Annotated in this window: 20 protein-coding genes and 7 pseudogenes; 9 read left to right on the top strand and 18 right to left on the bottom strand. The window is 58.4% G+C overall.

Annotated elements, in window-relative coordinates:
- Window positions 1–6 precede the first annotated feature (6 nt).
- The 5 genes from AACY49_RS18375 to AACY49_RS18355 form a co-directional block, all read right to left on the bottom strand.
- Window positions 7–573, bottom strand: coding sequence for a PqiC family protein (locus tag AACY49_RS18375; RefSeq protein WP_339525544.1), 567 nt, complete (start codon window positions 571–573; stop codon window positions 7–9).
- 16 nt (window positions 574–589) lie between these two features.
- Entirely contained in the window at window positions 590–2,245 is a 1,656-nt protein-coding gene (locus AACY49_RS18370) for a PqiB family protein (protein ID WP_339525542.1), read from the bottom strand.
- The gene (locus AACY49_RS18365; protein ID WP_339525540.1) at window positions 2,226–2,882 is read right to left on the bottom strand and encodes a paraquat-inducible protein A; all 657 of its coding nucleotides are present in this window, start codon (window positions 2,880–2,882) and stop codon (window positions 2,226–2,228) included. Before AACY49_RS18365 ends, AACY49_RS18370 begins: the two co-directional genes overlap by 20 nt.
- Window positions 2,879–3,475, bottom strand: coding sequence for a paraquat-inducible protein A (locus AACY49_RS18360; protein WP_339525538.1), 597 nt, complete (start codon window positions 3,473–3,475; stop codon window positions 2,879–2,881). Before AACY49_RS18360 ends, AACY49_RS18365 begins: the two co-directional genes overlap by 4 nt.
- A gap of 185 nt (window positions 3,476–3,660) precedes the next feature.
- Entirely contained in the window at window positions 3,661–4,998 is a 1,338-nt protein-coding gene (locus AACY49_RS18355; RefSeq protein WP_339525673.1) for a glutamine synthetase family protein, read from the bottom strand.
- A 184-nt stretch (window positions 4,999–5,182) separates the two neighbouring features.
- Here AACY49_RS18355 and AACY49_RS18350 point away from each other — a divergent pair, with 184 nt between their 5' ends.
- Together AACY49_RS18350 and AACY49_RS18345 are read left to right on the top strand one after the other, a co-directional pair.
- The gene (locus tag AACY49_RS18350) at window positions 5,183–5,881 is read left to right on the top strand and encodes a helix-turn-helix domain-containing protein (protein ID WP_339525536.1); all 699 of its coding nucleotides are present in this window, start codon (window positions 5,183–5,185) and stop codon (window positions 5,879–5,881) included.
- The gene (locus AACY49_RS18345; RefSeq protein WP_339525534.1) at window positions 5,878–6,333 is read left to right on the top strand and encodes a hypothetical protein; all 456 of its coding nucleotides are present in this window, start codon (window positions 5,878–5,880) and stop codon (window positions 6,331–6,333) included. The genes AACY49_RS18350 and AACY49_RS18345 overlap by 4 nt, the downstream gene beginning before the upstream one ends.
- Here AACY49_RS18345 and AACY49_RS18340 read toward each other — a convergent pair.
- Genes AACY49_RS18340 through AACY49_RS18330 form a run of 3 tightly spaced genes read right to left on the bottom strand, consistent with a single transcriptional unit; the run spans window position 6,318 to window position 10,040 of the window.
- Complete coding sequence (locus AACY49_RS18340) at window positions 6,318–7,373, bottom strand: DUF2955 domain-containing protein (RefSeq protein ID WP_339525532.1); 1,056 nt, start codon at window positions 7,371–7,373, stop codon at window positions 6,318–6,320. The genes AACY49_RS18345 and AACY49_RS18340 overlap by 16 nt on opposite strands.
- The gene (locus AACY49_RS18335; RefSeq protein WP_339525530.1) at window positions 7,363–8,511 is read right to left on the bottom strand and encodes an HlyD family secretion protein; all 1,149 of its coding nucleotides are present in this window, start codon (window positions 8,509–8,511) and stop codon (window positions 7,363–7,365) included. The genes AACY49_RS18340 and AACY49_RS18335 overlap by 11 nt, the downstream gene beginning before the upstream one ends.
- Entirely contained in the window at window positions 8,508–10,040 is a 1,533-nt protein-coding gene (locus AACY49_RS18330; protein WP_339525528.1) for a TolC family protein, read from the bottom strand. Before AACY49_RS18330 ends, AACY49_RS18335 begins: the two co-directional genes overlap by 4 nt.
- A gap of 251 nt (window positions 10,041–10,291) precedes the next feature.
- On the opposite strand from AACY49_RS18330, the pseudogene AACY49_RS18325 reads away from it, so the two are divergent.
- Window positions 10,292–10,714: pseudogene (locus AACY49_RS18325) on the top strand (transporter suffix domain-containing protein); the annotation flags it as partial.
- Window positions 10,715–10,745: 31 nt separating this feature from the next.
- Window positions 10,746–11,291, top strand: a complete 546-nt coding sequence (locus AACY49_RS18320) for a cupin domain-containing protein (RefSeq protein ID WP_258700574.1) — start codon at window positions 10,746–10,748, stop codon at window positions 11,289–11,291.
- Here the strand turns inward: AACY49_RS18320 and AACY49_RS18315 are convergent.
- Window positions 11,267–11,410 (bottom strand): annotated as a pseudogene (locus AACY49_RS18315) (LuxR C-terminal-related transcriptional regulator); the annotation flags it as partial. The gene AACY49_RS18320 and the pseudogene AACY49_RS18315 overlap by 25 nt on opposite strands.
- Between AACY49_RS18315 and AACY49_RS18310 the strand changes: the two are divergent.
- From AACY49_RS18310 to AACY49_RS18290, 5 genes and pseudogenes are all read left to right on the top strand, one after another.
- Window positions 11,361–11,522, top strand: a pseudogene (locus AACY49_RS18310) (biliverdin-producing heme oxygenase); the annotation flags it as partial. The pseudogenes AACY49_RS18315 and AACY49_RS18310 sit on opposite strands and share 50 nt — an antisense overlap.
- Window positions 11,509–11,982: pseudogene (locus tag AACY49_RS18305) on the top strand (SDR family NAD(P)-dependent oxidoreductase); the annotation flags it as partial. The pseudogenes AACY49_RS18310 and AACY49_RS18305, both read left to right, overlap by 14 nt.
- 7 nt (window positions 11,983–11,989) lie before the next feature.
- A pseudogene (locus AACY49_RS18300) lies at window positions 11,990–12,157 on the top strand (ATP-binding protein); the annotation flags it as partial.
- A gap of 61 nt (window positions 12,158–12,218) precedes the next feature.
- Window positions 12,219–12,407: pseudogene (locus AACY49_RS18295) on the top strand (transporter); the annotation flags it as partial.
- A gap of 47 nt (window positions 12,408–12,454) precedes the next feature.
- Window positions 12,455–13,129 carry a DUF3313 domain-containing protein gene (locus AACY49_RS18290; RefSeq protein WP_258700576.1) on the top strand — a complete coding sequence of 225 codons (675 nt, stop codon included), beginning with the start codon at window positions 12,455–12,457 and terminating at the stop codon, window positions 13,127–13,129.
- A 176-nt stretch (window positions 13,130–13,305) separates the two neighbouring features.
- Here AACY49_RS18290 and AACY49_RS18285 read toward each other — a convergent pair whose 3' ends face one another.
- From AACY49_RS18285 to potE, 9 genes and pseudogenes are all read right to left on the bottom strand, one after another.
- Window positions 13,306–14,193 (bottom strand): DUF2950 domain-containing protein, encoded by an 888-nt coding sequence (locus AACY49_RS18285; protein ID WP_339525671.1) that lies wholly within the window; start codon window positions 14,191–14,193, stop codon window positions 13,306–13,308.
- A 26-nt stretch (window positions 14,194–14,219) separates the two neighbouring features.
- Window positions 14,220–15,668, bottom strand: coding sequence for a DUF3300 domain-containing protein (locus tag AACY49_RS18280; protein ID WP_339525524.1), 1,449 nt, complete (start codon window positions 15,666–15,668; stop codon window positions 14,220–14,222).
- A 46-nt stretch (window positions 15,669–15,714) separates the two neighbouring features.
- Window positions 15,715–16,077, bottom strand: a complete 363-nt coding sequence (locus AACY49_RS18275; RefSeq protein ID WP_258700578.1) for a DUF5064 family protein — start codon at window positions 16,075–16,077, stop codon at window positions 15,715–15,717.
- A 62-nt stretch (window positions 16,078–16,139) separates the two neighbouring features.
- The gene (gene arcC / locus AACY49_RS18270; protein WP_258700579.1) at window positions 16,140–17,069 is read right to left on the bottom strand and encodes a carbamate kinase; all 930 of its coding nucleotides are present in this window, start codon (window positions 17,067–17,069) and stop codon (window positions 16,140–16,142) included.
- A gap of 98 nt (window positions 17,070–17,167) precedes the next feature.
- Window positions 17,168–18,178: an ornithine carbamoyltransferase gene (locus AACY49_RS18265; protein ID WP_339525520.1), complete on the bottom strand. Its 1,011-nt coding sequence runs from the start codon at window positions 18,176–18,178 to the stop codon at window positions 17,168–17,170.
- Window positions 18,179–18,244: 66 nt separating this feature from the next.
- Complete coding sequence (arcA, locus tag AACY49_RS18260) at window positions 18,245–19,501, bottom strand: arginine deiminase (RefSeq protein ID WP_339525518.1); 1,257 nt, start codon at window positions 19,499–19,501, stop codon at window positions 18,245–18,247.
- Window positions 19,502–19,536: 35 nt separating this feature from the next.
- Window positions 19,537–19,697 (bottom strand): annotated as a pseudogene (locus AACY49_RS18255) (arginine-ornithine antiporter); the annotation flags it as partial.
- Window positions 19,698–20,630: 933 nt separating this feature from the next.
- Window positions 20,631–21,536, bottom strand: a complete 906-nt coding sequence (locus AACY49_RS18250; RefSeq protein ID WP_339525516.1) for an amino acid ABC transporter substrate-binding protein — start codon at window positions 21,534–21,536, stop codon at window positions 20,631–20,633.
- Between the two features lie 48 nt (window positions 21,537–21,584).
- The coding region (potE, locus tag AACY49_RS18245; RefSeq protein WP_339525514.1) for a putrescine-ornithine antiporter at window positions 21,585–22,786 on the bottom strand (1,202 nt) is incomplete at its 5' end.

Genomic DNA, 22,786 nt, shown 5'->3' with positions numbered 1-22,786 from the left:
TGACCGTTATTTGACCGCTGGACAGTTTCTCGATGTGCTGGCGGCGGCCTGGCTGATGGTGGCAGCCAAGCGTTTCACATTGTTCTGATGGGCCACCACCAGGTCATCGATACTCGGGCCGGAAGGGGTCTGCAAGGTGCTGCGGCAGGTGACCGATGCGGCATCGCCTTCGCCGAGATTGCGCAGGCGCCATTTGACGTCGATCAATGCGTACTGACCGGGTATCGAATCAAAACGCTGAACCTCCAGTCGCAACGATACTTTGCGCTGCGGGTTACTGTTGACCAATTGATCGACCAGGGCACTGCGCAATTCATCCGACAGGCTCGCGCCCCACCATTGTGTTTCGAGGATTGCCAGGCCGGCATTGCCCTGACGAATGACGATCTGCGGGCGGTCGACCTGGGGCGGCACTGTGATGCTTTCGATCTGGATGTCCGCTGCGCCGCTTGCACCACTCGGATGAGCCGGGGTCAGGGTGTGGAATTGAATCGGATCACTGCGGCAAGCGGTGAGCAACAACAACAACAACAACAACGCAGTGACCAGCGTGATCTTCAGCGAAAAAGCCATGGTGTAGCTCCTGTGGTCAGTTGCGCGGTGGCCCTTGCAGATCCATCGGCGCGGCATTGTCGGGGCGGCCGCGAATCAGCGATTCCGGATGCCGGCCCATGTAGTCCGAGAGTTCACGCAACGAGCGTGACATGCGTCCGAGTTCGTCCAGGGTCTGTCTCAGTTGTTCCCTTTGCGGTGAGTCCTCGGCGAGGGTCGAGCTGGCCGATTGCAAGGTCTTGCTGACGTCCGCCAGGGTGGTTTGCACGCCGGGCAGGGTCTTGGCGTTGAACTGGGCGAGGCCTTTGCGCAGTTCGACGAGGTTGCTGTCGAGGTTGCCGGCAATGCGTTCGATGGGCAGCTGGTTGATCTTGTTGATCATGCTCTCGAGTTTCTCCTGCAACTGCTCGAGGCTGCCGGGAATGGTGGGAATAATGACGGGGCGGGCGGTCGGATCGAACACGACTTTCTCTGCTTTGGGGTAGAAGTCGAGCGCGATGTAAAGCTGACCGGTCAACAGATTGCCGCTGCGGGCCTGGGCTCGCAGGCCGTTGTCGATGAAGCTGCCCATCAGTTTTATGCTGGCGGCTTCGTCATTGGGATCATGATTCAAGGCCTTAAGCATCTTGGTGTGGGCCTGGCCGAGTCGTTGCGGGTAGATCACGATGCCGACATTGAGCGGAAAGCTGCGTTTCTTCGCGTCGAAATCCAGATTGATCGCCACGACTTTGCCAATTTCGACACCGAGGAATTCCACCGGTGCATCGACCTTGAGCCCGCGCAAGGCCTGATCGAAACGCAGGCTCAGGTACTGTGCCTTGCCGTTGGGCGGGGCCAGAGCGGTTTGCTCATCCTCGAACAGGTCGAAGGTATTATCCTCGACGGCCGCTTGATCGTTGGGGCTGTATTCCGGCGCGCGGAACGCGATGCCGCCCACCAACAGGGCCGACAGGGACTCGGTCTTCACCGCAAAACCGTTGGCGCCAACATTCACATCAATACCACTGGCGTTCCAGAACCGCGTATTTTCGGTGACATAGGCATCGTTGGGCGCGTGGACGAAAACTTCGATGTTCACCCCTTTGCCGTCGGCATCCAGCGCATACGCCACCACTTGCCCGACCGGGATCTTGCGGTAATAAACGGGGGAGCCGATGTCCAGCGAGCCGAGGTCCTGAGTGTGCAGCATGAAGCGTTTGCCCGGCTCGCCGTAGGTAATGGGCGGCGGGTTTTCCAGCCCCGTGAAGTGTTTGGAACGGGCATCGGCCTGGCCGATGTCGGCACCAATGTAATCACCCGAGAGCAAGGTATCGATGCCCGAAACGCCGCCGGCACCGATACGCGGCCGCACGACCCAGAACTGCGAGTCTTTACGAGTAAAGCTTGCAGCCTGTTTGTCGAGCTGGATCGTGGCGCTGACGCTTTTCTGGTCGCCGCTCAGTTTCACCTCCGAGACATGGCCGATGACCACGTTGCGGTATTTGACCTCGGTCTTGTTGGCCGTGAGACCGCTGCCGGTCTTGAACGTGACAGTAATGGTCGGACCTTCCTGCATCCAGCTGTGCACCACCAGGGAAATGCCCACCAGCACGGCAACGATCGGCACGATCCACACCAGCGACACGCTGAAGCGACGGGTCTTGATAGCGGCCTGGCCGGGGGCTTGCGGCACGTCAGTGGCTTGGGACTTCATCCGTGAGCTCCTCATTGGGTGGGTTGTTCAGCTCTGTATCCCAGATCAGTCGCGGGTCGAAACTCATCGCCGACAGCATGGTGAACACCACCACCAGACCAAAGAACAGAATGCCCTGGCGCGGTTCGATATCGCCCAGGGCCTGGAATTTCACCAGTGCCGCGACCAACGCGACGACAATCACGTCGAGCATCGACCAGTAGCCGATCAGCTCGACGAAACGGTAAAGCTTCGAACGTTCCTTGCGAGCCCAAAGGCTGCCGCGTTGCACGGTGATCAGCAGTAGGGAGAGGGCAACGAACTTGATGCCCGGCACCGCGATGCTGGCAATGAAAATGATCAGGGCAATGTCCCACGAACCGTGTGCCCAGAACTCCAGCACACCACTCATGATAGTGCTATCGGAACCGTTGCCGAACAGGCTGGTGTTCATGACCGGCAATAGATTGGCCGGGATATAAAACACCAGTGAGGCCAGCAAATAGGCCCATGTGCGGGTCAGTGAGTTGGGTTTACGGGCATGCAGTGGCGCGCCGCAGCGTTCGCACTCTTGAGGTTGATCGGTCATGTCACAGGCCATGCCGCAGCTGTGGCACAGGCACAGGTTGAGTTCGCTGGCGAGCGGCGGCCTGTTCATAGGCTGTCCCACAATTCACGCACATCGCGCCCGGCGATGCGGATCAGCAACAGGCTGAGGACGGCCAGGGCAAACAGGCCGATGCCGGGCAACACATCCAGCAACCCGGCGAGTTTGAACACCGCGACCATGGCCCCCAGCAGGCAGACCTCCAGCATGCTCCAGGGCCTGAGGGTTTCCAGCCAGCGCATGCACAGCTTGAAGCCGGGCGAGCGTCGGGAGGTGAGGGCGAAGCTCAACACCCAGATCAGCAGGAGCAGTTGGAACACCGGTGCGATGATGATGGAAATCGCCGCCACCAGTGCAATAAAAGTAATTGGCCCCTGGCTCAGCGCCATCACCGAATCCCAAAGCGTCGCACTGTTTTTCATGCCCTTGAGGCTGATGCTCATGACCGGATAGAAATTGGCGAAAGTCCACAGCACCGCCGCCGTGAAGCTCAGCGCCAGACGCTGTTGCACCGACAAGCCGTTGTAGCGCTGAAGCACGCCGCCGCAGCGGGTGCAGAGGGCTTTTTGATGTTTGGCGAGCGTGACTTTTTCATAAACGCAGTCGCAGTGCTCGCAGATGATCAATGAGTCAGTCGTCGCCATGGGCCGCACTCGCCGGGTGGCAGAAAAGTCAGAGCACCTCCTCAATATAGAAGTGACTTGCGATTGAGCAAATTAAATGGCTGTTCAAGAGGATGGGGGCATGAAGTCTGATCGACCGCGTCATCGTTCTTCGCGAGCAAGCCCGCTCCCACAGGAGGGTGTGATCTCATGTGAGCGCGGGTTTTTCAGACACTGAGCAGCAGGAACTCGCGCTCCCAGGAACTGATCGCGCGTTTGAAATTTTCGTGCTCGGCCCGCTTGACCGCGACATAACCCCGGACGAATTTGCTACCCAGGTAACGCTCGATGGTTTCGCACTCTTCCATGCGGGTCAGGGCGTCCTCGATGGTGATCGGCAGGCGCAGGTTGCGCCGCTCGTAGGCGCGGCCCTGCACCGCGGCACTCGGTTCGACCTTTTCGACCATGCCCAGATAGCCGCACAACAGGCTCGCGGCGATCGCCAGATAAGGGTTGGCGTCGGCGCCCGGCAAGCGGTTTTCCACGCGCATGGCGTCCGGGCTTGAGGTCGGCACGCGCAGGCCGACGGTGCGGTTTTCTTCGCCCCATTCGACGTTGACCTGCGCCGAGGTGTCGGGAAGGAAGCGGCGGAACGAATTGACGTTGGGCGCGAACATCGGCAGCACTTTGGGGATGTACTTTTGCAGGCCGCCGATGTGGTGCAGGAACAGTTCGCTCATCTGCCCGTCGGCATCGGCGAAGATCGGCTGACCGGTGGCGATGTCCACCACGCTTTGATGGAGATGCATGGCGCTGCCAGGCTCGTCGCCGATGGGTTTGGCCATGAAGGTCGCGGTGACGTTGTGCTTGAGTGCCGCTTCGCGCAGGGTGCGTTTGAACACGGTGATCTGGTCCGGCAGGTCCAGCGCATCGCCGTGGCGGAAGTTGATTTCCATCTGCGCCGGGCCGTCTTCGTGGATCAGCGTGTCGAGGTCCAGGCCCTGGAGTTCGCACCAGTCGTAGACGTCTTCAAACAGTGGGTCGAACTCGTTGGCGGCGTCGATGGAAAACGATTGGCGACCGCTTTCCGCACGGCCCGAACGCCCCAGTGGCGCTTTGAGCGGCAAGTCCGGATCTTCGCAGCGTTGGGTGAGGTAGAACTCCATTTCCGGCGCGACAATCGGCTTCCAGCCTTTGTCGGTGTACAACTGCAGCACTTTCTTCAGCACGTTGCGTAGCGACAGTTCGATGGGGTTGCCGAACTTGTCGAACGTGTCATGGATCACGATGGCGGTCGGCTCGATCGCCCACGGCACCACGTATACCGCGTCGGCTACAGGCTTGCAGACCATGTCGATGTCGGCCGGGTCGAGCAAGTCGTAGTAGATGTCGTCGTCGACAAAGTCCCCGGTTACCGTTTGCAACAACACACTTTCCGGCAGGCGCATGCCTCGCTCATGCAGGAACTTGTTGGTGGGTGCAATTTTGCCGCGAGCAATGCCGGTCAAGTCGCTGACCACACACTCGACCTCGGTAATCTTGTGATCTTTCAGCCACGTGAACAGCTAATCGAAAGGGACATTCATAAAGACCTCATCGTTGGTTCGATTGACGCCAGGGAGGGTGGCTCCATCCACCGGACACTTCCCCTGTGGCGCGTTGACGACTATCTTGGGTGAGCCGTGGCGTTCCATCTATCCACTTTAAGCAGCACCAAAACGCACCAAACGAGTGCGTAAGGTCACTCCCATGACAGCGTGCAATCCGTTACAGGTTCAAGCCTTCAACACCGCCGACGTGGCCGAGCAGATCCGCGCCACACCGGGTTGGGTGCAGCACTATCAGCAGATGTCTGCGAGGCATTTCGCCGGGCGGGTGCGCTATCTGGACTTGCAAGGCGTGGAGATTTACGAGGAGCAGATGAACAACGCGCTCTTCAGCCGCTGGTTGAGCGGCACGTTGACGCGGCTGGCGCAGACGCTGGATCCGCCGAGCAAAGAGGCGTTGACCCAACAGTTACTGGAGGACTGTTTGTACATCCTCGATAACGCCTGTGTGTGCCTTGATCACGCCAGCTTGCAGCGCCGGGCCGAAGAGCGAAAGATCATGAAGCGCGTCGCCGAATGGGCCGCCGATACCCCGGAAGAAACCCTCAATTTGCTGGAATTGTCCCAGCTGGCCGGGGTTTCGCTGCGCCAATTGCAGCAGGCGTTCAAAGCGTATACCGGGATGTCGCCCACGCATTGGTTACGCTTGCGCCGGCTCAACAGTGCGCGCCGTGAGTTGCTCAGCCGTACGGCCAGCAATACGATGGTCGCGCAAGTGGCGATGCATTGGTCGTTCTGGCATTTTGGGCGATTTTCCAGCAGTTATCGAGCGTTGTTCCAGGAGCTTCCCAGCCAAACGCTCGCCCGCAAACACAGTGGACCTTGTCGGAGGTCATCATGAGTCGGTTATCGTCTTTCAGCTTGTGTTTCGTAATGTCGATGGTCTATACGCAGGTTCAGGCCGAAACGGTCACGCCCTTGAAAGGGCAGACTTCGCAACAAATCCAGCTGGACATCAACGATTGCCGCAATATTGCGGCCAGTCAGAGCGCCTCAAGTCCGCCACCTTCTTCGGGCGGGCGCCTGCGCGGTGCGGCGGTGGGTGCCGCCGCGGGCGCTGCGGGCGCCGAAGTGCGAGGACGTCAGCATGATGAGTTTTACGAACAGGCCAATGACGATGTGAAACAGGACTATCGCCAGAACCGTGCCGGGCAAACCGCGGCGGCGGGCGCGGTGGTCGGTGGCTCGCGTCAGCGTCAGGAGCGCCGGGCGCAGGAACAGACCAACGCGGCAGCCAGTTCAACGGCCTATACCGGTTGCCTCCAAGGGCGGGGTTATCAGGTCACCCCGTGAGTGTCAGTGACGCCCGGATTGCGCTGCCGCTGATCGAGTAGATGAACCATCAGGCAGGCATAGAGCGTTACGGCGATGAATAGCCCCATGCGCACGGCAAAGGCTGTGTACACGTCCTTGCCCGCAGCACTGTCTTGAACGGACTGACCCAATAGAATAATCATCGTCATCAGGCTGTTGAGCCAGAGCCCGGGGCTAAATCGCGTGGGACTCAAGGCATACAGCTTGCGCGCCAGTAGCAGGCCAAACAGCAGCATCCACAAAAAGAACATCCAGAGGTGAACAAACAGACTGAGGGCACACCAGAACAGGATTGCCAGCAGACCACCGAACAACGTTGAACCCACCAGTTCACGACCGGCATTGCGGGCGGTCATTGTCGAACTCTGCTGACCGAGACTGACAGCCTTGAGAATGATGGGTAGATAACTGGCCGGGTCGATCAGCACCAAGAGGAATGTCGGTAGCACAATCAGGGTTGCACGCAACGCCAACCGGCCGACGTCTGCGGCCGGCAGGGTAGCGGCGGCGGGTGGCGGCGGGGCATCGACCGGTTCGGGAAATAGCCAGTGACTTAAAGCCGATACCATGACGGCGAGGAGCAAACCCTTGACCAGTGCGCCGATGACCATCATCGCCAAGTCGAAATCGGCAACGCCGGCTGAGGAGATCATGGTCAGGCCAATCACCAGGAAAGTGACGACCAGGTTGCTACCGCCGCGCAAACCAAAAAGGAAGGCCAGGAACAGACTTGCGCCAATCAGCAGCACACCGCTGACCGGGTAATAACGCAGGACAGGAATCAACAACAGGCCGACGCCAGTGGTCAACATAGCGATCAGTGCGAGCATCAATCCGGCCTTGAACGGCAGAGGCCGATTGAGCGTGGCCAACAGCAACACGGCGAGCACCGGCGCGAGAAACGGGATCGGCAAACCCAGGCCGAAGCTGGCCGCCAGGCACAACGCCGTGCCTGTGGCCAGACGTAGCGCGCGCTGAACCCTGGGCGTGCGCTTGGCAGGCACGCTCTTAATAGGCATAGCTCAGCCAGCTCATTAGCCCCACAAACAAACGCCCAAGCAGGTTCAGCGGGTTGTCTTGGGTTGGGAACGCCATCACTTCAGCCTGCCCACCAGCACGGATGGAACGGATGGCGCGGCTGTTACGCAACGTGTTCATGGAGTCCTCGGTAAACTCGATGATCACCGGAAAACGTTGGGCCGGACGCAGCCAGTCGCGGCTGTTCTGCACACTGGGGAGGCTGCCGGGCGAAGTGGGCTGACCGACGCTGACACCGTAGCCGACACTGCGCACACGGCCCTCGAAAATCTTCCCCGGCAGGGCATCCAGAACAATCGAAACGGGGGTGTCGACCTCGACCAGGCCGAGGTTGTTTTCGGTCATGTCCGCGCTGATCCATACATCGTGGATGGCAATCAGGGTCATGACCGGGCCGCCGGCAGCGGCGAACTGTCCGACATCGGTGCGCAGATCGGTGATCAGTCCCGCCGACCGTGCGTGTATCTGCGTGTTGGACAAGTCCAGCTCGGCTTTTGACAATGCCGTGGCGGCGCTGCGCAACAGCGCGTTGTCTTCCTCGCTGCCGCCTTCCTGTTCCCGTGCCCGCTGAACTTCGGCACGGGCCGCGGCGACCTGACTGACGGCCTGTTCACGGGTGGCCCGAGAGACTTCGAGCAGGCGCACGGAAATGGTGCCGGGATCTTCGCGGTACAAGCCTTCAAGACGCTTATTGTCCTGCCGTGCCTTGAGTTCATTGGCCTGGGCGGCGCGTAAATTGGCTTGAGCCGAAGCAATACCGGCGGTGCTGGCACCGATCTGGCGGCGTGTCGATTCGAGGTCCGCGCGTGCACGGTCGACGGCAATTTGGTACGGCTGCGGGTCCACCTCGAACAGGACTTCACCCGCCTTGACGTCCTGGTTGTTGCGCACATTCACACGGGTCACCCGGCCAGCGACTTCGGCGGCCACCGGAATGACAAAGGCACCCACGCGAGCCTGTTGCGTATACGGTGTGAAACGGTCAGCCAACAAGTACCAGGCCAGGCTTAATACGATCAGCAGCATCACCCATGTGATGCCTTTTTTTGCGGAATCGGCGGCAGGCTCGGGAGCCTTGGGAGAGGGCGCCTCAGTGACGGGCGGCGAGGGTTCAGTCATTGGCTTTGACCTTCTGGCTCGGGATAGGAGGCTTGCGAAGGGGCCGGCTCACTCAGCAGGTTGCCCCAGTCCGTGCGTTGTTCCATTTGCTGGCGAGTGCCTGGATCGATTATCGGCCGTGCGCTGTACCACCCACCGCCCAAGGCTTTGTACAGGGCAATCAGGTTGCTCACGGCATTGCTGCGGCTGAGCAGGTAATTGTCCTGCTGCTCGAGCAGGGCGCGTTGAGCATCCAGTACGCGCTGGAAGTCCGAGTAGCCTTCCCGGTATTGGGTGCTGGCCAGGCTCAGCGAACGCTTGGCGGCGACCTGCGCTTCCCGCAGGATGCGCTCGCGTTCCAGTGATTTGGTCAGGCCGCTGGCGGCGTCATCGGCTTCCCGTGCGGCCTGGCGGACTTTGTCGCGGTAAACCTCGATCAGCTGCTGCAACCGCGCATCCTGCACTCGCACATTGTTGCTGATCTGGCCGTGGTCAAACAGGTTCCAGCGCAAACTGGGACCGCCGATCAGGTCCAAGCTGTTGGAGCTACCTTTCAGCGAATCGGTCGTCCAGACGATACTGCCCAACAAGGTCAGCGACGGATAGAAGTCGGTTTCAGCCACACCGATCAGTGCCGACTGGGCGGCGACATTGAGTTCGGCAGCGCGCACGTCCGGTCGACGCAACAACAGGCTGGCCGGCACGTCTTGCAGCACGGCTCGGTCAACCAGCGGGATCAACCCTGTGTTTTCGAGCAATTGGGGCAGGGCGCTGGGTGGCCGGCCGATCAGCACGGCCAACGCGTTGCGGGTGCGCAGTACTTGCGCCTCAAGGTCCGGAATGCTGCTCAAGGTGCCCAGGTACTGGGTCTTGGCTTGTTGCAAGTCGAGTTCGGCACTCTGGCCGCTGTTGAAGAGTTTCTCGGTGATCTCGAAGTTGCGTTTTTGCTGTTCGGCGTTTTCTCGCGCAACGCGTAAACGCGCTTCGGTGGTGCGCAACGAGAAGTAAGTATCGGCCACCTGAGCCCGCAGCAGGACAAGTACATCTTCATAGTTGGCTTGAGCCGCGAAGTAGCTGGCATCGGACGACTCGATGGCTCGACTGAAACGCCCCCAGAAGTCCAGTTCCCAACCGATGTCAAAGCCCGCACTGTGCTGCCAGAAATGGCTGTCTTGCGGGTTACTCCCGCCGGATTGCTGGCGGTTGAAGTACAGGCTGTCGGCGCTGGCCTGTTGCAGTTGCGGATAGCGTCCGCTTTGGGCAATCCCCAACTGGGCACGGGCTTCCATGACGCGAAGGCCGGCAATTTTCAGGTTTGAATTGTGCGCGTCCGATTCGGCGATCAGCGCGTCGAGGACCGGGTCGGCGAACACTTGCCACCACTGGCGAACATCGGGATTGAGGCGTCTTTGGCTGGCCTGTTCGAGCGCAGGGCTGCTCCAGCGTTTTGTCCACGCCTCGCCCGGGGCCTGAAAATCCGGTCCCAGACGCACGCAACCGCCAAGGCCGAGGACGCCCAGCAGAAGTAGCCGACCCAAGCGCGTCAGCATCGCTGCACTACAAGTAGGTCACGGGAAAACCTCATCCGAGCGTCCCCAAGTATTGAAATGCCCTGACTATTAGGCTTGAGCTACACAAACCCTGCAGGAGCGAGGCATTAGGGCTTGAACCGGTTCGCTTAGGTTAGTACAGCCCGGACAAACACAAGGTCATATTGGACGATCATGGCACCGACCAACTGCTACGCTTCTGAAAGCTATTCATTCGGGCCAAAAAAGAAGGGTACGAAGACCATGAGCAGCCCCTTGGACGAGCCGCGGATGTGCCCGGCCCAAAGATCGCGGCACTGACAGGCATCCTGTTTATCAGCAACAAGATTCTGTTGATCCTCGCCATTGCGGTCATGGGCAAGTCCGGTTTTCAGCAACTCAAACGCAGCGTGTTTGGTTACGTCTCCACGCTTGCACCGACCGCCGACCTGGAAGTAGGCCCGTTTCGCCATAGAATTGGCATGGTGATGTTTTGCCTGCCACTGATCTCATCGTTTCTCGAACCTTACGTAGACACGCTTTGGCCTGGGCTGAGACCGAACCTCTGGCAAGCCCAGGCGTTGGGCGATGCCATGTTGATCGGCAGCTTTTTCGTATTGGGCGGGAATTTTTGGGAGAAGGTCCGTGCCTTGTTTATCCGCACGGCGCGTGTCGTGAATACCAGTACAGTGTGAATCGTAAAACACCACCGGGAGCATCTGCGCAATGACAAAAGAGGGACTCGATACACACAGGCCTGATGCTCTGGCAGTCGTTGCCGCACTCAACCTGGAACCCCACATGGAAGGTGGTTTCTACCGCAGAACCTTTCAGGCGGATCACCGCGCCATGGTTGAAACCGAGGGCGGTCGGCGTTACTTGCTGACCTCCATCTATTACCTGTTGACCAGGGATTCGCCGATTGGCCACTTTCACCTGAATCAATCCGACATCGTGCATTACTACCATCTGGGCGACCCGATTCAGTACAGCCTGATTTCCCCGGACGGCACATTGAAAACCGTGGTGATGGGCAGTGATGTTATTGCGGGGCAGTGCTTGCAGCTGCATGTGCCGGGCGGCGTCTGGAAGGCTTCGCAACTGATGGATGGCTCGGCGGGCTACGGCTTGATCAGTGAAGCCGTATCACCGGGGTTTGATTACGCGGATATGGAGTTGGGGACCCGGCGCAAGCTCGGCGAATCGTTTCCCGAGCATTCGCAATTATTTGAAAAGCTGACCCAGGATCAGGGGGCAGAAATGATCCCGTGATCGATCGCGTATTTTACGAGGGCGGCGGGTTTGTCGATGTTGAGCTTGCGGCGGATGCTCAGGCGATGGGTTTCCACCGTCCGGACACTGATGTCCAGCTCGCGAGCCATTTTCGATGATCCCGCCGACCAGAGCGCAGTGATTCACGCCTCCAAGGTGGTGTACACGCTGTACACCGACATGTTCCGCGGTTTGCCGCGTGACGGGGAGAACGTGCATGCGCCTGTCTGACGCTCGAGTGGTATTGACCGGTGCCAGCGGCGGCATCGGCCTGGCGATCGCAACTGCGCTGTGCGCCAGCGGGGCCCAGGTATTGGCGGTGGCTCGGCATCGGGAACCGTTGCAACCCTTGCTCGAACGCTACCCACAACAACTGTGCTGGCTCAGCACCGACCTGACCTTGCTCACCGAGCGGCACAAAGTATTGGCCGCCGCCGAAGCCACTGGCGGTATCAATCTGCTGATCAATGCCGCCGGGATCAATCACTTCGCCATGCTCGAACAGCTGGATGACAGTGATATCAACGCGATGCTGGCGGTGAACATCAGCGCGCCGATCTGCCTGACCAAAACCTTGCTGCCACTGCTCAAGCAAGCCGAGAGCGCGATGGTGGTGAACGTCGGGTCGACCTATGGCTCGATCGGCTATCCCGGTTATGCCAGTTATTGCGCCACCAAGTTCGCTCCCCGCGCCACCTGAGCACGATCGTCTTTTCGAGCGTTTCTATAGCCGCAAAAATGATCGGGGGGCAGGGCTGGGACTGACCATCGTGCAGGCCATCGCGGCCCGCTTGGGGGGACAGATCCGATTGGAGAATCGCAGCTCTGGAGGTCTGCGGGCCACCTTGGAAATCTGGCGATTTTAGCCTGAGTGTTCACATTTAAAGCGAAGCTTTTGGTCAAACTACAAGCGCATGATGCAAGTTTTGGCGCATTGCGGCCAGAGCCACCTATGCTCTGAACAAGGTCATCGATCAATGTCAGCTGGAGCATGGTCTGGCTCGGCGATATGCCGTTGGGGCAGAGCAAACCCACATCAGGCACACGAACTTCCGGTCAGTTCGATAATGCCTGGATTCAAGCCATTTGACCGGAAACATGACCTGGCGCTTCTGACGCCCTGCAACCGAAAAAATGACTTAAACCATGGAGCACACACCACTATGAACTTGTCCCGAAAACTGTTTATTGGCGCTGCACTGGCCAGCCTGCTACTGGGCGGTTGCACCTCGAAAGTCACCGAGCGTGAGCAGTATTCCGGCTTCCTGTCCAACTACAACAACTTGCAAGAGGTCACCACCACCAGCGGCGAAAAAGCCATGCGGTGGGTGAGCCCGTCCTGGAATCCAAATGCCTATAACACCGTGGCCTTCAACAAGCTGGAGCTCTACCCGGCGCCCAAGCCGAACGAGCGGGTTAACCGGCAAACCCTGGACGAGTTGCAGAACTACATGACCAGCAAGGCCAAAGGCGTTCTGGGCCAGAAATATCGGGTTGTGTCGAGCGCAAAATCAGCACCTGCCGGTTCAAAGACCTTGATCATGCGCGCGGCGATCACCGGGGTGAATGCCGAAAACGAAGGCATGAAGTGGTATGAAGTGGTTCCGATCGCCGCCGTCGTGGGAGGTGTTTCCGCTGCCAGTGGTCATCGTGATCAGGAGACCACTCTGTTCATTGAGGCGGAGTTTGTCGACGCCAGCAGCAACCAGACCGTGGCCAAAGTCGTGCGCAAGGTCTTTGGCAGCACACTGGAAAACACCAGCCAGAAAGTCACCACCAAGGATTTCAAAGTGGCGATCGACAAGCTGACCAGTGATTTGCAAGCTTTCATCAAGTAACTGAAAGTAATGCGTCAGCAGGTTTTTTGAGATTGGGCGGAGAAAGATCAGAAACCCGCTGCCATAGCTTAAGAAAATGACACCGGGATTCGTTGTCGTACCTATCACCCCTCATGCAGAAGGATCGCTTCTGCATGAGGGGAGCAACGACTTCATCCCGGCGTGGGCAAGCCTCGCTACTCCTGATCAGCAGTGACCATCTTCCAACTGTCATCTGGATCAAAGCGCTTCATCGACTGAGCCAATTTTTCACTATTGGGTCCCAAGTCTTTTTCGAACACCTGTCCTTCATGACTGATCATAAAACTCATCACCCCGGTGTCATCGTATTTTGCCGGCCAGGCGACCAGTGCAAAGCCTCGGCTCATCTGGTCACCGATGTAGTAGCTGTAGGCGCCACCAGGTGCCGAAGGACCTTGGCCATCGAGGATGCGGAAGTGGTAACCATGCCAGTCTTCGCCGGCAATGGTATTGCCGAACGAGGGACCTAACGGGCTGATCTGACCGCTATCGTCGTCTGCCCAATAGAGTCCATCGTGCTTGCCGGGGGTGCTGAAGAGATTCTGCGCGTACTCGAGTGCGCCATCGCCATCACGATCCACTGACGCATAGTCCATCTGGGCATCATGATAGGTCAGCACCGATTGCAATGCGGCGAGTTCATTGCGGCCAATTCGACGCGCACGGACTTCAGCGCTACCGGCCTTGATGTCGAAGTGCCAACCGTTTGCGCTTTTTATCATGGGTATGGGCAGTATCCAATGATCACTGCCGACCGAAAGGATCGCCTTGCGGTCGTTGGTTTTTTCAATGGCGTGTTGCTCGCGGTATTGCTTCAAAAACGCATCCACATCACTGCGCTGCACGCCATTACGCGGAATGAAACTGCGCCATTCATGACCCAGCAGCTCTGTCAGGCGTGCCTGATCGACATGTTCCGTGCCCAGTGCTTCGACGAACGCTTGAGCGGCCTTTTCGGGCGTTGTAAATGCCTGCTGTGCCGTAACAATGCACGACCACGCCAGGCCGGCAACTATCGCCAGGACATAGGGGAGCAAGCCCATGAGTGCCTTCACTCGAGGATTGTTTTTCAACGACGGCCCCCCCTTTGACGCGCAGGTGGATTGGACGGCCGACTGACCTGATGGCTGGCTGGTCGCGAGGCGCTGGGGCGCTGGGCGGATGCCTGGCTGGCCCGGCCACGACTGGCTTGTGCGTTGACCTGGGACGGTGAACGCGCGCCGGCGAATGCATTGTTGCGAGCACTGCCTGGACTGGCGGATGGCTGTCTTTTCGTTGTTTGGCGTGCCTGCGTGTTGCTCTGTGCGCGCTGATTCACCTGAGTGCTCTGTTTTCTGGGCTGCTGACTCTCCCGAGTGTTTCTGGCAGTGTTCTGGCTCCTGTCAGACGACTTCGGTCTGTCTGTACCTGCTCGATTGCCAGCCGAGATACCGGACTGGGCATTGCGCGCTGAATCACGGGCTTCGCGGTTGCTGGTGGCAGGTCGTTCGATACCGTGCTTGTCCATTGAACCACGGGCTTTTTCACGGGCCTGGGCTCGCTGAGCATTGTCCCCTCGATAGGCCTCACGCTGATTGGCGCCGTCCAGTTGTCGGCCGTACTGTTCGCGGCTCCTGCTGTCTCGATAGGGAACGCCATCGCGATGAGCGGCGTTGTGCTGCCACTTGTTCTGATTATTGGTGATCTGATTATTGCGATTGATGTTGTTGTAGCGTTCGACGTTGATGTCGACATCGTTACCGCCCCAGTTACTTTCACCCCACAACGAGCCGATGATAGCCACACCGGTACCAAACGCCAGCCCAGCCATCAATGCTGAACCTGGGTAATAGGCTGGCGGCGGTGGATAGTACGCGGGAGGCGACGCCGGATAGGGCCAGGTGCCGTAGGTTGTTGTCGGGTTATAACTGGGTACGTAAACCACCTGCGGATCAGAGGGCTGAATGATGACAGTGGAGGTGCTGCCGGCAGAGGCCGGTGCCGCGACAGGCTGAACCGTCACGTTCTGATATTGATTGCTCTGCAGGTTGCCAGCTGCTTGCGCCTGATGACGCAAACGTTGCACGCCCACCATGACATCGTCAGGCTGCGCCAGGAAGGCGTCACCCAGGCGTTGCACCCAGACGGGATCCTGTCCCAGCATTGCCAGAACTTGTGGGAAGGCGACCAGCGACTGCACGCTCGGATCCCAGGGCTGGCTCGCCACTTGTTTGACTGCATCATCGCCCTTGGCGTCCGGGTGTGCTTTAGACCAAGTTACCGCCTCGGCGACTTCTCCGGGGTACGTGGTGGCCATCAGTACCTGGGCCAGCAGCGGGTCCGGGTAAAGCGCAATGGGAGCCAGCACTTGATCCAGCTGCTCTTGGGTAAACACGACATCTTTGTTCGGCGTCGTGACGGGCGCTGTATTGCCAGCTTTTACTGTCGCGGTTGGGGTCGCATCCAATGACTGCGCCAGACAGGAAGATCCGCTCAAAAACAGGGCAGCTGACACCGCGTAAAATAATGGAATGTGCATTGCACCCCCATGTGATCAGGCAGGTTGGTCAAACAGAGAATCCGGTTTATTCGAAGTGTTCGGGATTGACCGGGTCCCCCGACTTCCTGTTCATCTGTACTCGCACATCTTCGAACATCAAATCGTAGTGCTTGTGAATCGAGCCGATGTTGCTGTACGCCTTGGGAATGCCGTACTTCTCGGCAATTTTCGTCACATTGCTGGCGAAGTTGTAGGCCTGATCCTTGGGCAGGAAGAACGGTTCGTTCAGCGCCTTGTCCTGGATGCTGCCATGCATGGTGAACAGCATCCCTTTGCCTTCCTTAGGGTCCTGGCTGACTTCATAGTCGATATACACGTCGTAGCTGACATCATCCTTGTTCAGCGCATGACGCTCGATGTGCAGGTGACCGGGTTCGAACGTGGCCATTGGCGTTTTCTCCTTCGAAGGCAGTGGAAAGGGGGCAGACGTTATATCTGCCCGCCGTGTCTTTATAGGTAGAGGATGCCGGGTTTCTCCGTACTGATACGAGTGCCGGCCTTGCCCTGGACGATCGCTTCGATGTCCTGGAGTGAGCCGATTACCGCTACTTTTCCAGTATGGCGGGCGAACTCGCAGGCCGCCTGGACCTTTGGCCCCATGGAGCCAGCCGCGAAACCGAGTTTTTCCATTTCATCCGGGTGCGCCTGGGCGATGGCTTTCTGGGTCGGTTTGCCAAAATCGATGAACGCCGCGTTGACGTCGGTGGCGATCACCAATAGATCGCTTTCAAGCTGTTCGGCCAGCAGCGCCGAGCACAGGTCCTTGTCGATCACCGCTTCCACGCCTTGCAATTTGCCGCTGGCGTCGTACATCGTCGGGATGCCGCCACCGCCGGCGCAAATCACGATGCTGCCTTTGTCCAGCAGCCACTTGATCGGGCGGATTTCGAAGATGCGTTTGGGTTTCGGGCTGGCGACCACACGACGAAACTTGTCGCCGTCCGGGGCGATGGCCCAGCCTTTCTCGGCGGCGAGTTTCTCCGCTTCAGCCTTGGTATAGACGGGGCCGATGGGTTTGCTGGGCTTCTGGAACGCCGGGTCGTTGGGGTCGACTTCGACTTGGGTCAGCAGGGTGGCGAACGGAACTTCGAAGTCCAGCAGGTTGCCCAGTTCCTGTTCAATGATGTAGCCGATCATGCCTTCGGTTTCAGCGCCCAGCACGTCCAGCGGATAAGGGCTGACTGAGGTGTAGGCCGCCGCTTGCAGCGACAGCAGGCCGACCTGCGGACCATTGCCGTGAGCGATCACCAGTTGGTTGCCGGGATGGACCTTGGCGATCTGTTCGGTAGCGGTCCGGATGTTGGTACGCTGGTTGTCCGCGGTCATGGGTTCACCCCGGCGGAGCAGGGCGTTACCGCCCAAAGCAACGACGATACGCATAATGCAGTCCTTCTCAGCAGAGGTTGCGGGCGATTTGGCCCCGGTTGGAACTCGGTCAATGTGGGACTTTGTTCCTGCAGGAGGAACCGGATCGATCCTTAGAGATCAGCCAGGGTCGACACCAGAATCGCCTTGATGGTGTGCATGCGGTTTTCCGCTTGCTCGAAGGCGATGCAGGCGGGCGACTCGAACACGTCGTCGGTCACTTCGATGCCGTTGCTCAGGTTCGGGTATTGCTCGGCAATCTCTTTGCCGACCTTGGTGTCGCTGTTGTGAAAGGCCGGCAGGCAGTGCATGAACCTGGTGCGCGGGTTGCCGGTGGCTTTCATCAGGTCGGCGTTGACCTGGTACGGCAGCAATTGCTTGATACGCTCGCCCCAGGCGCCCACGGGTTCCCCCATCGATACCCAGACGTCGGTGTGGATGAAGTCCACACCTTTGACCGCAGCTTTCGGGTCTTCAGTGAGGGTGAGGCGCGCGCCGCTTTCCTCTGCATATTTTTTACAACGGGCCACCAGGTCATCTGCCGGCCAGAGGGCTTTTGGCGCAGCGATGCGCACGTCCATGCCCAGTTTGGCGCCGATCAGCAGCAGCGAATTGCCCATGTTGTTACGCGCATCGCCGAGGTAGGCGTAGCTGATTTCGTGGATCGGTTTGTCGCTGTGTTCACGCATGGTCAGCACGTCGGCGATCATTTGCGTCGGGTGGTATTCATCGGTCAGACCGTTGAACACCGGCACGCCGGCAAACTTGGCCAGCTCTTCGACAATTTCCTGCTTAAAACCCCGGTACTCGATGGCGTCGAACATCCGTCCCAGCACGCGAGCGGTGTCCTTCATGCTTTCCTTGTGACCGATCTGCGAAGAGCTCGGGTCGATGTAGGTGACGTGGGCACCCTGGTCATGGGCGGCGACTTCGAAGGCGCAACGGGTACGGGTAGAGGTTTTTTCGAAGATCAGCGCGATGTTGTTGCCTTTGAGGTGCTGCTGCTCGGTGCCGGTGTATTTGGCGCGTTTGAGGTCGCGGGAGAGGTCCAACAGGTAACGCAATTCGCGAGGGGTATGGTGTTCCAGGCTCAGCAGATTGCGGTTGTGAATGTTGAAAGCCATTTTCGATCTCCTTTGATTTCGGTTGTCCCCTCGGCCGCACTCGATAAGTGGGCCGAGGTGGGCAAATTAATAGTCGATAGGGTCGCGAATGATCGGGCAGGTCATGCAGTGGCCACCGCCACGCCCGCGACCGAGTTCGCCAGCGGTGATGGTGATGACTTCTATGCCGGCCTTGCGCAGCAGGGTGTTGGTGTAGGTATTGCGGTCGTAACCGATGACCACGCCCGGCTCCACGGCCACCACATTGTTGCCGTCGTCCCATTGCTCGCGTTCGGCGGCGAAGCTGTTGCCGCCGGTTTCGACGACACGCAGGGCGGGTAGGTTAAGGGCCTGGGCTACGGTGTCGAGGAAGCTGGTTTCTTCGCGGCGGACGTCGACGCCGCCCGGTTTGCTGTCGTCAGGGCGCAGGCTGAAGGCGACGATCTGCTTCACCACTTCGGGGAAGATCGTGACCAGGTCGCGGTCGCAGAAGCTGAATACGGTGTCCAGGTGCATCGCCGCGCGGGATTTCGGCATGCCGGCGACGATCACGCGTTCCACCGCTTTGTTCTTGAACAGGTTGACCGCTAATTGTCCGATGGCCTGGCGGGACGTGCGTTCGCCCATGCCGATCAACACCACGCCGTTGCCGATCGGCATCACGTCGCCGCCCTCAAGGGTGGCGCTGCCGTGTTCCTGATCCGGGTCGCCGTACCAGATCTGGAAGTCGGTGCTGGTGAACTGCGGGTGGAATTTGTAGATGGCGGTGGTCAGCAGGGTTTCCTGACGGCGTGCCGGCCAGTACATCGGGTTGAGCGTCACGCCGCCGTAGATCCAGCAGGTAGTGTCGCGGGTGAACTGGGTGTTGGGCAGCGGCGGCAGAATGAAGCTGGAATGACCGAGAAATTCGCGGAACATCTGAATGGTCTTGCCGCCGAAACTGTCCGGCAGGTCATCGGCGGAGACGCCGCCAATGAGGAATTCGGCAATCTTGCGCGGCTCCAGGCTGCGCAGCCAGGAACCGGTTTCGTTGACCAGCCCAAGGCCGACCGAGTTGGCGGTGATCTTGCGCTCCAGAATCCAGTCCAGCGCTTCTGGAATCGCGACGATATCGGTCAACAGGTTGTGCATTTCCAGCACGTCGACGTTGCGTTCGCGCAACTTGGTAACGAAATCGAAATGGTCGCGTTTGGCCTGGGCGACCCACAGCACATCATCGAACAGCAGTTCGTCGCAGTTGTTCGGGGTCAGCCGCTGATGAGCCAGGCCGGGGGAACAAACCATGACTTTGCGCAGCTTGCCGGCTTCGGAATGGACGCCGTACTTAACTTTCTCCTTGGTCATTGCCGTGTTCCTCCAGATGACAAATTATTCGGTGGTTAAAGGGTCAGGAAGCCGTCCTGCCGTCTGTAGGCAGCCACCGGAGCGCCCGCGACAACGGCGGCGAAAATAAGCTTCTCGACGTTGGTGAAACCGGTTTGATGACTTCAAGCCTGGCCTTGGCGAACAGGATCGCGCCGGGCACATACAGCCGGGGGGAACCGATCATCGAACCGCCCACCCAAGCAACCAGTGCGCCGAGTTTCGATTTTTCGGTGGATTCAGACATTGCATGACTCCAATGCAGGGCAAAAAAACAGGTTAAGTTCGTTAACTGTTCAATCAACTGCCTTAGATCAATAGCATGGCAACGTTTTATTGCTAACTACACTTACCCACCTTCAATAAAAAATGCACTGTTAAAGCGGTATTTAAACGCTAGTTTACTTTCTTGTTTTGGCAAGTATTTATTTCTGCTTTCTGGGTGTCGCGATCTTATTTGTAATTAGCGGAAAAACAGAGGGTTTGTCCGCCTCCATATAGTGATTAGCTATAAATAAAAATGACCTTAATTCAATGCCAATAGCTAAGCGTTATTACGCTTTGCTTGTTAAATTAAAACAATTATATGACGTTCCCGCAGTGGCAATCGCACTAGGCAGAGCGAGCTCAGCACGTCGCAGGCCGTCCATTTTCTGGTGATGACGCGGGGTCAAGGAGGCGGCGCACATCAAGAAAACTCCAAGGGGGGAGGGCATCTCCAGAAAGTCCGCGTCTGTCATGCTTTTATCTGTTCAATAAAAACCATCGTGGCGGGCCTTTTGCGGCAAACAAATCACCAAGTTTCTATTTCATGCTTACTTTTTTGTCATAGACCTTGCCAGTCTTGATAGTTGCAAGTCTTACCCAATAAACCTTTGCTTGAAAAAGTAATCATTCATGCCCGATGCGTATGAATTAAGAGTCGCCGGAGGGCTGAGGTGCTTTGTGACTATTAAGTAGTCTGATGAGGGCAAAAATTAAGAGCATGCCAATGTTTTGTTTTTCTTTTTCCAAGCCGTTAAAAGGCCACGCTGCCTGCCCGCACGATAGCCAGTGCGAACTTGGCCACGATGACGCGGGCTAGCAAATTTTGTCTTACCGAGCCCGATATCTAAGGTAGCGCATAGACCTTGAACAGTTTCTTGGCCGTGTCGCCGACGCCTCCCAGGTGGTTGTCGTATGCCTGCTCAATCTCGCCTGATCGGTACATTTCACTCAGCGTGGTGTCGACCAGCAAACGGAAATTTTCGTCGTCTCGATCCACCGTCATTGCAGTCGGTGCGTACTCAAAAATACGCTCCAGTAGAACCAGATTTCCTGCGAAGTACTGTGTGCTGAGGCGATTCTGGAGCATTATGCGTTCAGCGAAAAAGACATCGGCTTTGCCTTCGTCAAGCAGTTTAAGGCCTGCGTCAGCGTTCTCGACCGTGACCAGGGTCGCCACCACACCGAGTAATTTCATCTTCTCACGGATCCAGTCCTCGGTGATTTCGCCAGCGGTAGCGGCATAGGTTTGGTTGGACAGCCCATGGTTGATGGTCGCTCGCCAAGTCGGCCCGGTATAGGCAACTTTTCCGTTAAGTACATTGAGCAACGCTTCTGGTGCGTCCTTACGCACCACTGCCGACAGGCCGGCCGTGTAGATCGGCACCGAGTAGCTCACAGTCTTGCGCCGCTCCAGTGTGGGCAGTGTCGGTGTACAGAGTATGTCGACCTTGCCCGAGCTGACGGCATACGCCTGATCGGTGTTGGTGACGGGCTGGTAGCGTATTTGCAACCCGGGCAAACCCAGTTCGGTCTTGACCTTGTCGGCGATTTTCAGACAAAGATCAATGGCATAACCGCTGACTTTATCGCCCGCCTGGGAGCTAAAAGGTGCATAGCCTGGCAGATAGCCGAGGGTGAAGGTGTTACTCGCCCGCACGCGTTCAAGGGTATTGGCATCGGCCAATACAGGTACCAGCGTGAGCAGGCTGGCGAGCAGCAGGTTGTTGGCTTTGGTCAGTTTTACGTTCATATCCTGGTTCCCCGAATTCAGATGTCTGTGCAGTCCTGAAGACAACGGCTAAGGATTGCCGGCCCTGGTCTGAACGGTTTGAGTCTCACCGACAAAACGCTTGGCGAGGAAGCCATAGAGCAGGTAGCCGAATGCAAGGACGAGGGTGCCGCCGAACACGGCGTCTTTGCCGCAGGCATACAGGGCGTATAAGGAATAGGCCACGGCAACCAGTAACAATGACGTGTTGCGGGTGTATATGCTTGCACTGACGTTGGCTTTGTACATCATGACCAGCAAGCCGGTGGCCGCCGTCACGTAGGGGATCAGGTTGGTCACTGCCGCCAGGCTGACGAGCTTTCCGAACTGGGCGCTGGCATTGGGCGAAATGGTCGACAGCGCCATCAAGGTCTGCAATACACCGCAGACGAGCATGCCGACAATGGGCGCATCCAGCGCGCTGACCTTGCTGAACAGTTTTGGGAACATTCCCTGGTCAGCCGTCATCTTGGCCGTTTGCGCCAGGGTGAACTGCCAGCCCAGCAGCGAACCAACACAGGCCATCACCGCCAGCGCCATGATGATGTTGCCGACTGTAGGGTTGAACATGTGCGCATAGACGAGCGCGAAAGGGGCCGATGAATTGGCCAGTTCGGCATTGGGTATGATGCCCTGAATAACCGTCGTCGACAGCACATAGACCACGGCCGCACCCAGCGTGCCGAGCAGGCAGGCCAGCGGCACGGTGCGTTTGGGATCTTCCACGGCATCGGAGGCTTGCGCGGCCGACTCCATGCCGAGGAATGCCCACAGGGTCAGGGGAATCGCCTTGCTGATGGCTTCGGAGATGGGCAGGTTGTTCGGGTTCCAGGCGGCAGCCAGCACATCAGGCTTGAACCAGAACCAACCGATGATGCTCAAGCCGGCCACCGGGATGATCACACCCCAGACGGTAATCGCACCGATCTTGCCCGTGATGCTGGGGCCACCAAAGTTGGCCACGGTGGTTAACCAGAGCAAGCCGACCGTTCCGATGAACAGCGGAATGGCGCCACTCCCCAGCCAGGGTACGAACGATGTCATGTACCCCACTGCGGAGATGGCGACCGCCACGTTGGCGATAGCCAGCGAAAGGAAGTACAGATACGAGCAGAGGAAGAACCCTGATTTTGCGTGCGCCTCTTCGGTGTAGGCGGATAGCCCGCCTGAGCGCGGACAGTAGATGCCGCATTGGGAAAAGCAGTAAGCGATGGCCATGGAACCGACGGCAG

The organism is Pseudomonas sp. EL_65y_Pfl2_R96, from assembly GCF_963970905.1.
In the GTDB taxonomy this organism is placed as follows: domain Bacteria; phylum Pseudomonadota; class Gammaproteobacteria; order Pseudomonadales; family Pseudomonadaceae; genus Aquipseudomonas.
The sequence above is the reverse complement of the archived record's forward strand: the minus strand, read 5'-3'. Positions and strand labels throughout refer to the sequence as shown.

Bases quoted from the DNA above. Each gene is read 5' to 3' on its own strand.
- AACY49_RS18375 (WP_339525544.1), bottom strand. From the start codon at position 573: ATGGCTTTTTCGCTGAAGATCACGCTGGTCACTGCGTTGTTGTTGTTG.
- AACY49_RS18370 (WP_339525542.1), bottom strand. From the start codon at position 2,245: ATGAAGTCCCAAGCCACTGACGTGCCGCAAGCCCCCGGCCAGGCCGCT.
- AACY49_RS18365 (WP_339525540.1), bottom strand. From the start codon at position 2,882: ATGAACAGGCCGCCGCTCGCCAGCGAACTCAACCTGTGCCTGTGCCAC.
- AACY49_RS18360 (WP_339525538.1), bottom strand. From the start codon at position 3,475: ATGGCGACGACTGACTCATTGATCATCTGCGAGCACTGCGACTGCGTT.
- AACY49_RS18350 (WP_339525536.1), top strand. From the start codon at position 5,183: ATGACAGCGTGCAATCCGTTACAGGTTCAAGCCTTCAACACCGCCGAC.
- AACY49_RS18345 (WP_339525534.1), top strand. From the start codon at position 5,878: ATGAGTCGGTTATCGTCTTTCAGCTTGTGTTTCGTAATGTCGATGGTC.
- AACY49_RS18340 (WP_339525532.1), bottom strand. From the start codon at position 7,373: ATGCCTATTAAGAGCGTGCCTGCCAAGCGCACGCCCAGGGTTCAGCGC.
- AACY49_RS18335 (WP_339525530.1), bottom strand. From the start codon at position 8,511: ATGACTGAACCCTCGCCGCCCGTCACTGAGGCGCCCTCTCCCAAGGCT.
- AACY49_RS18330 (WP_339525528.1), bottom strand. From the start codon at position 10,040: ATGCTGACGCGCTTGGGTCGGCTACTTCTGCTGGGCGTCCTCGGCCTT.
- AACY49_RS18320 (WP_258700574.1), top strand. From the start codon at position 10,746: ATGACAAAAGAGGGACTCGATACACACAGGCCTGATGCTCTGGCAGTC.
- AACY49_RS18290 (WP_258700576.1), top strand. From the start codon at position 12,455: ATGAACTTGTCCCGAAAACTGTTTATTGGCGCTGCACTGGCCAGCCTG.
- AACY49_RS18285 (WP_339525671.1), bottom strand. From the start codon at position 14,193: ATGGGCTTGCTCCCCTATGTCCTGGCGATAGTTGCCGGCCTGGCGTGG.
- AACY49_RS18280 (WP_339525524.1), bottom strand. From the start codon at position 15,668: ATGCACATTCCATTATTTTACGCGGTGTCAGCTGCCCTGTTTTTGAGC.
- AACY49_RS18275 (WP_258700578.1), bottom strand. From the start codon at position 16,077: ATGGCCACGTTCGAACCCGGTCACCTGCACATCGAGCGTCATGCGCTG.
- arcC (WP_258700579.1), bottom strand. From the start codon at position 17,069: ATGCGTATCGTCGTTGCTTTGGGCGGTAACGCCCTGCTCCGCCGGGGT.
- AACY49_RS18265 (WP_339525520.1), bottom strand. From the start codon at position 18,178: ATGGCTTTCAACATTCACAACCGCAATCTGCTGAGCCTGGAACACCAT.
- arcA (WP_339525518.1), bottom strand. From the start codon at position 19,501: ATGACCAAGGAGAAAGTTAAGTACGGCGTCCATTCCGAAGCCGGCAAG.
- AACY49_RS18250 (WP_339525516.1), bottom strand. From the start codon at position 21,536: ATGAACGTAAAACTGACCAAAGCCAACAACCTGCTGCTCGCCAGCCTG.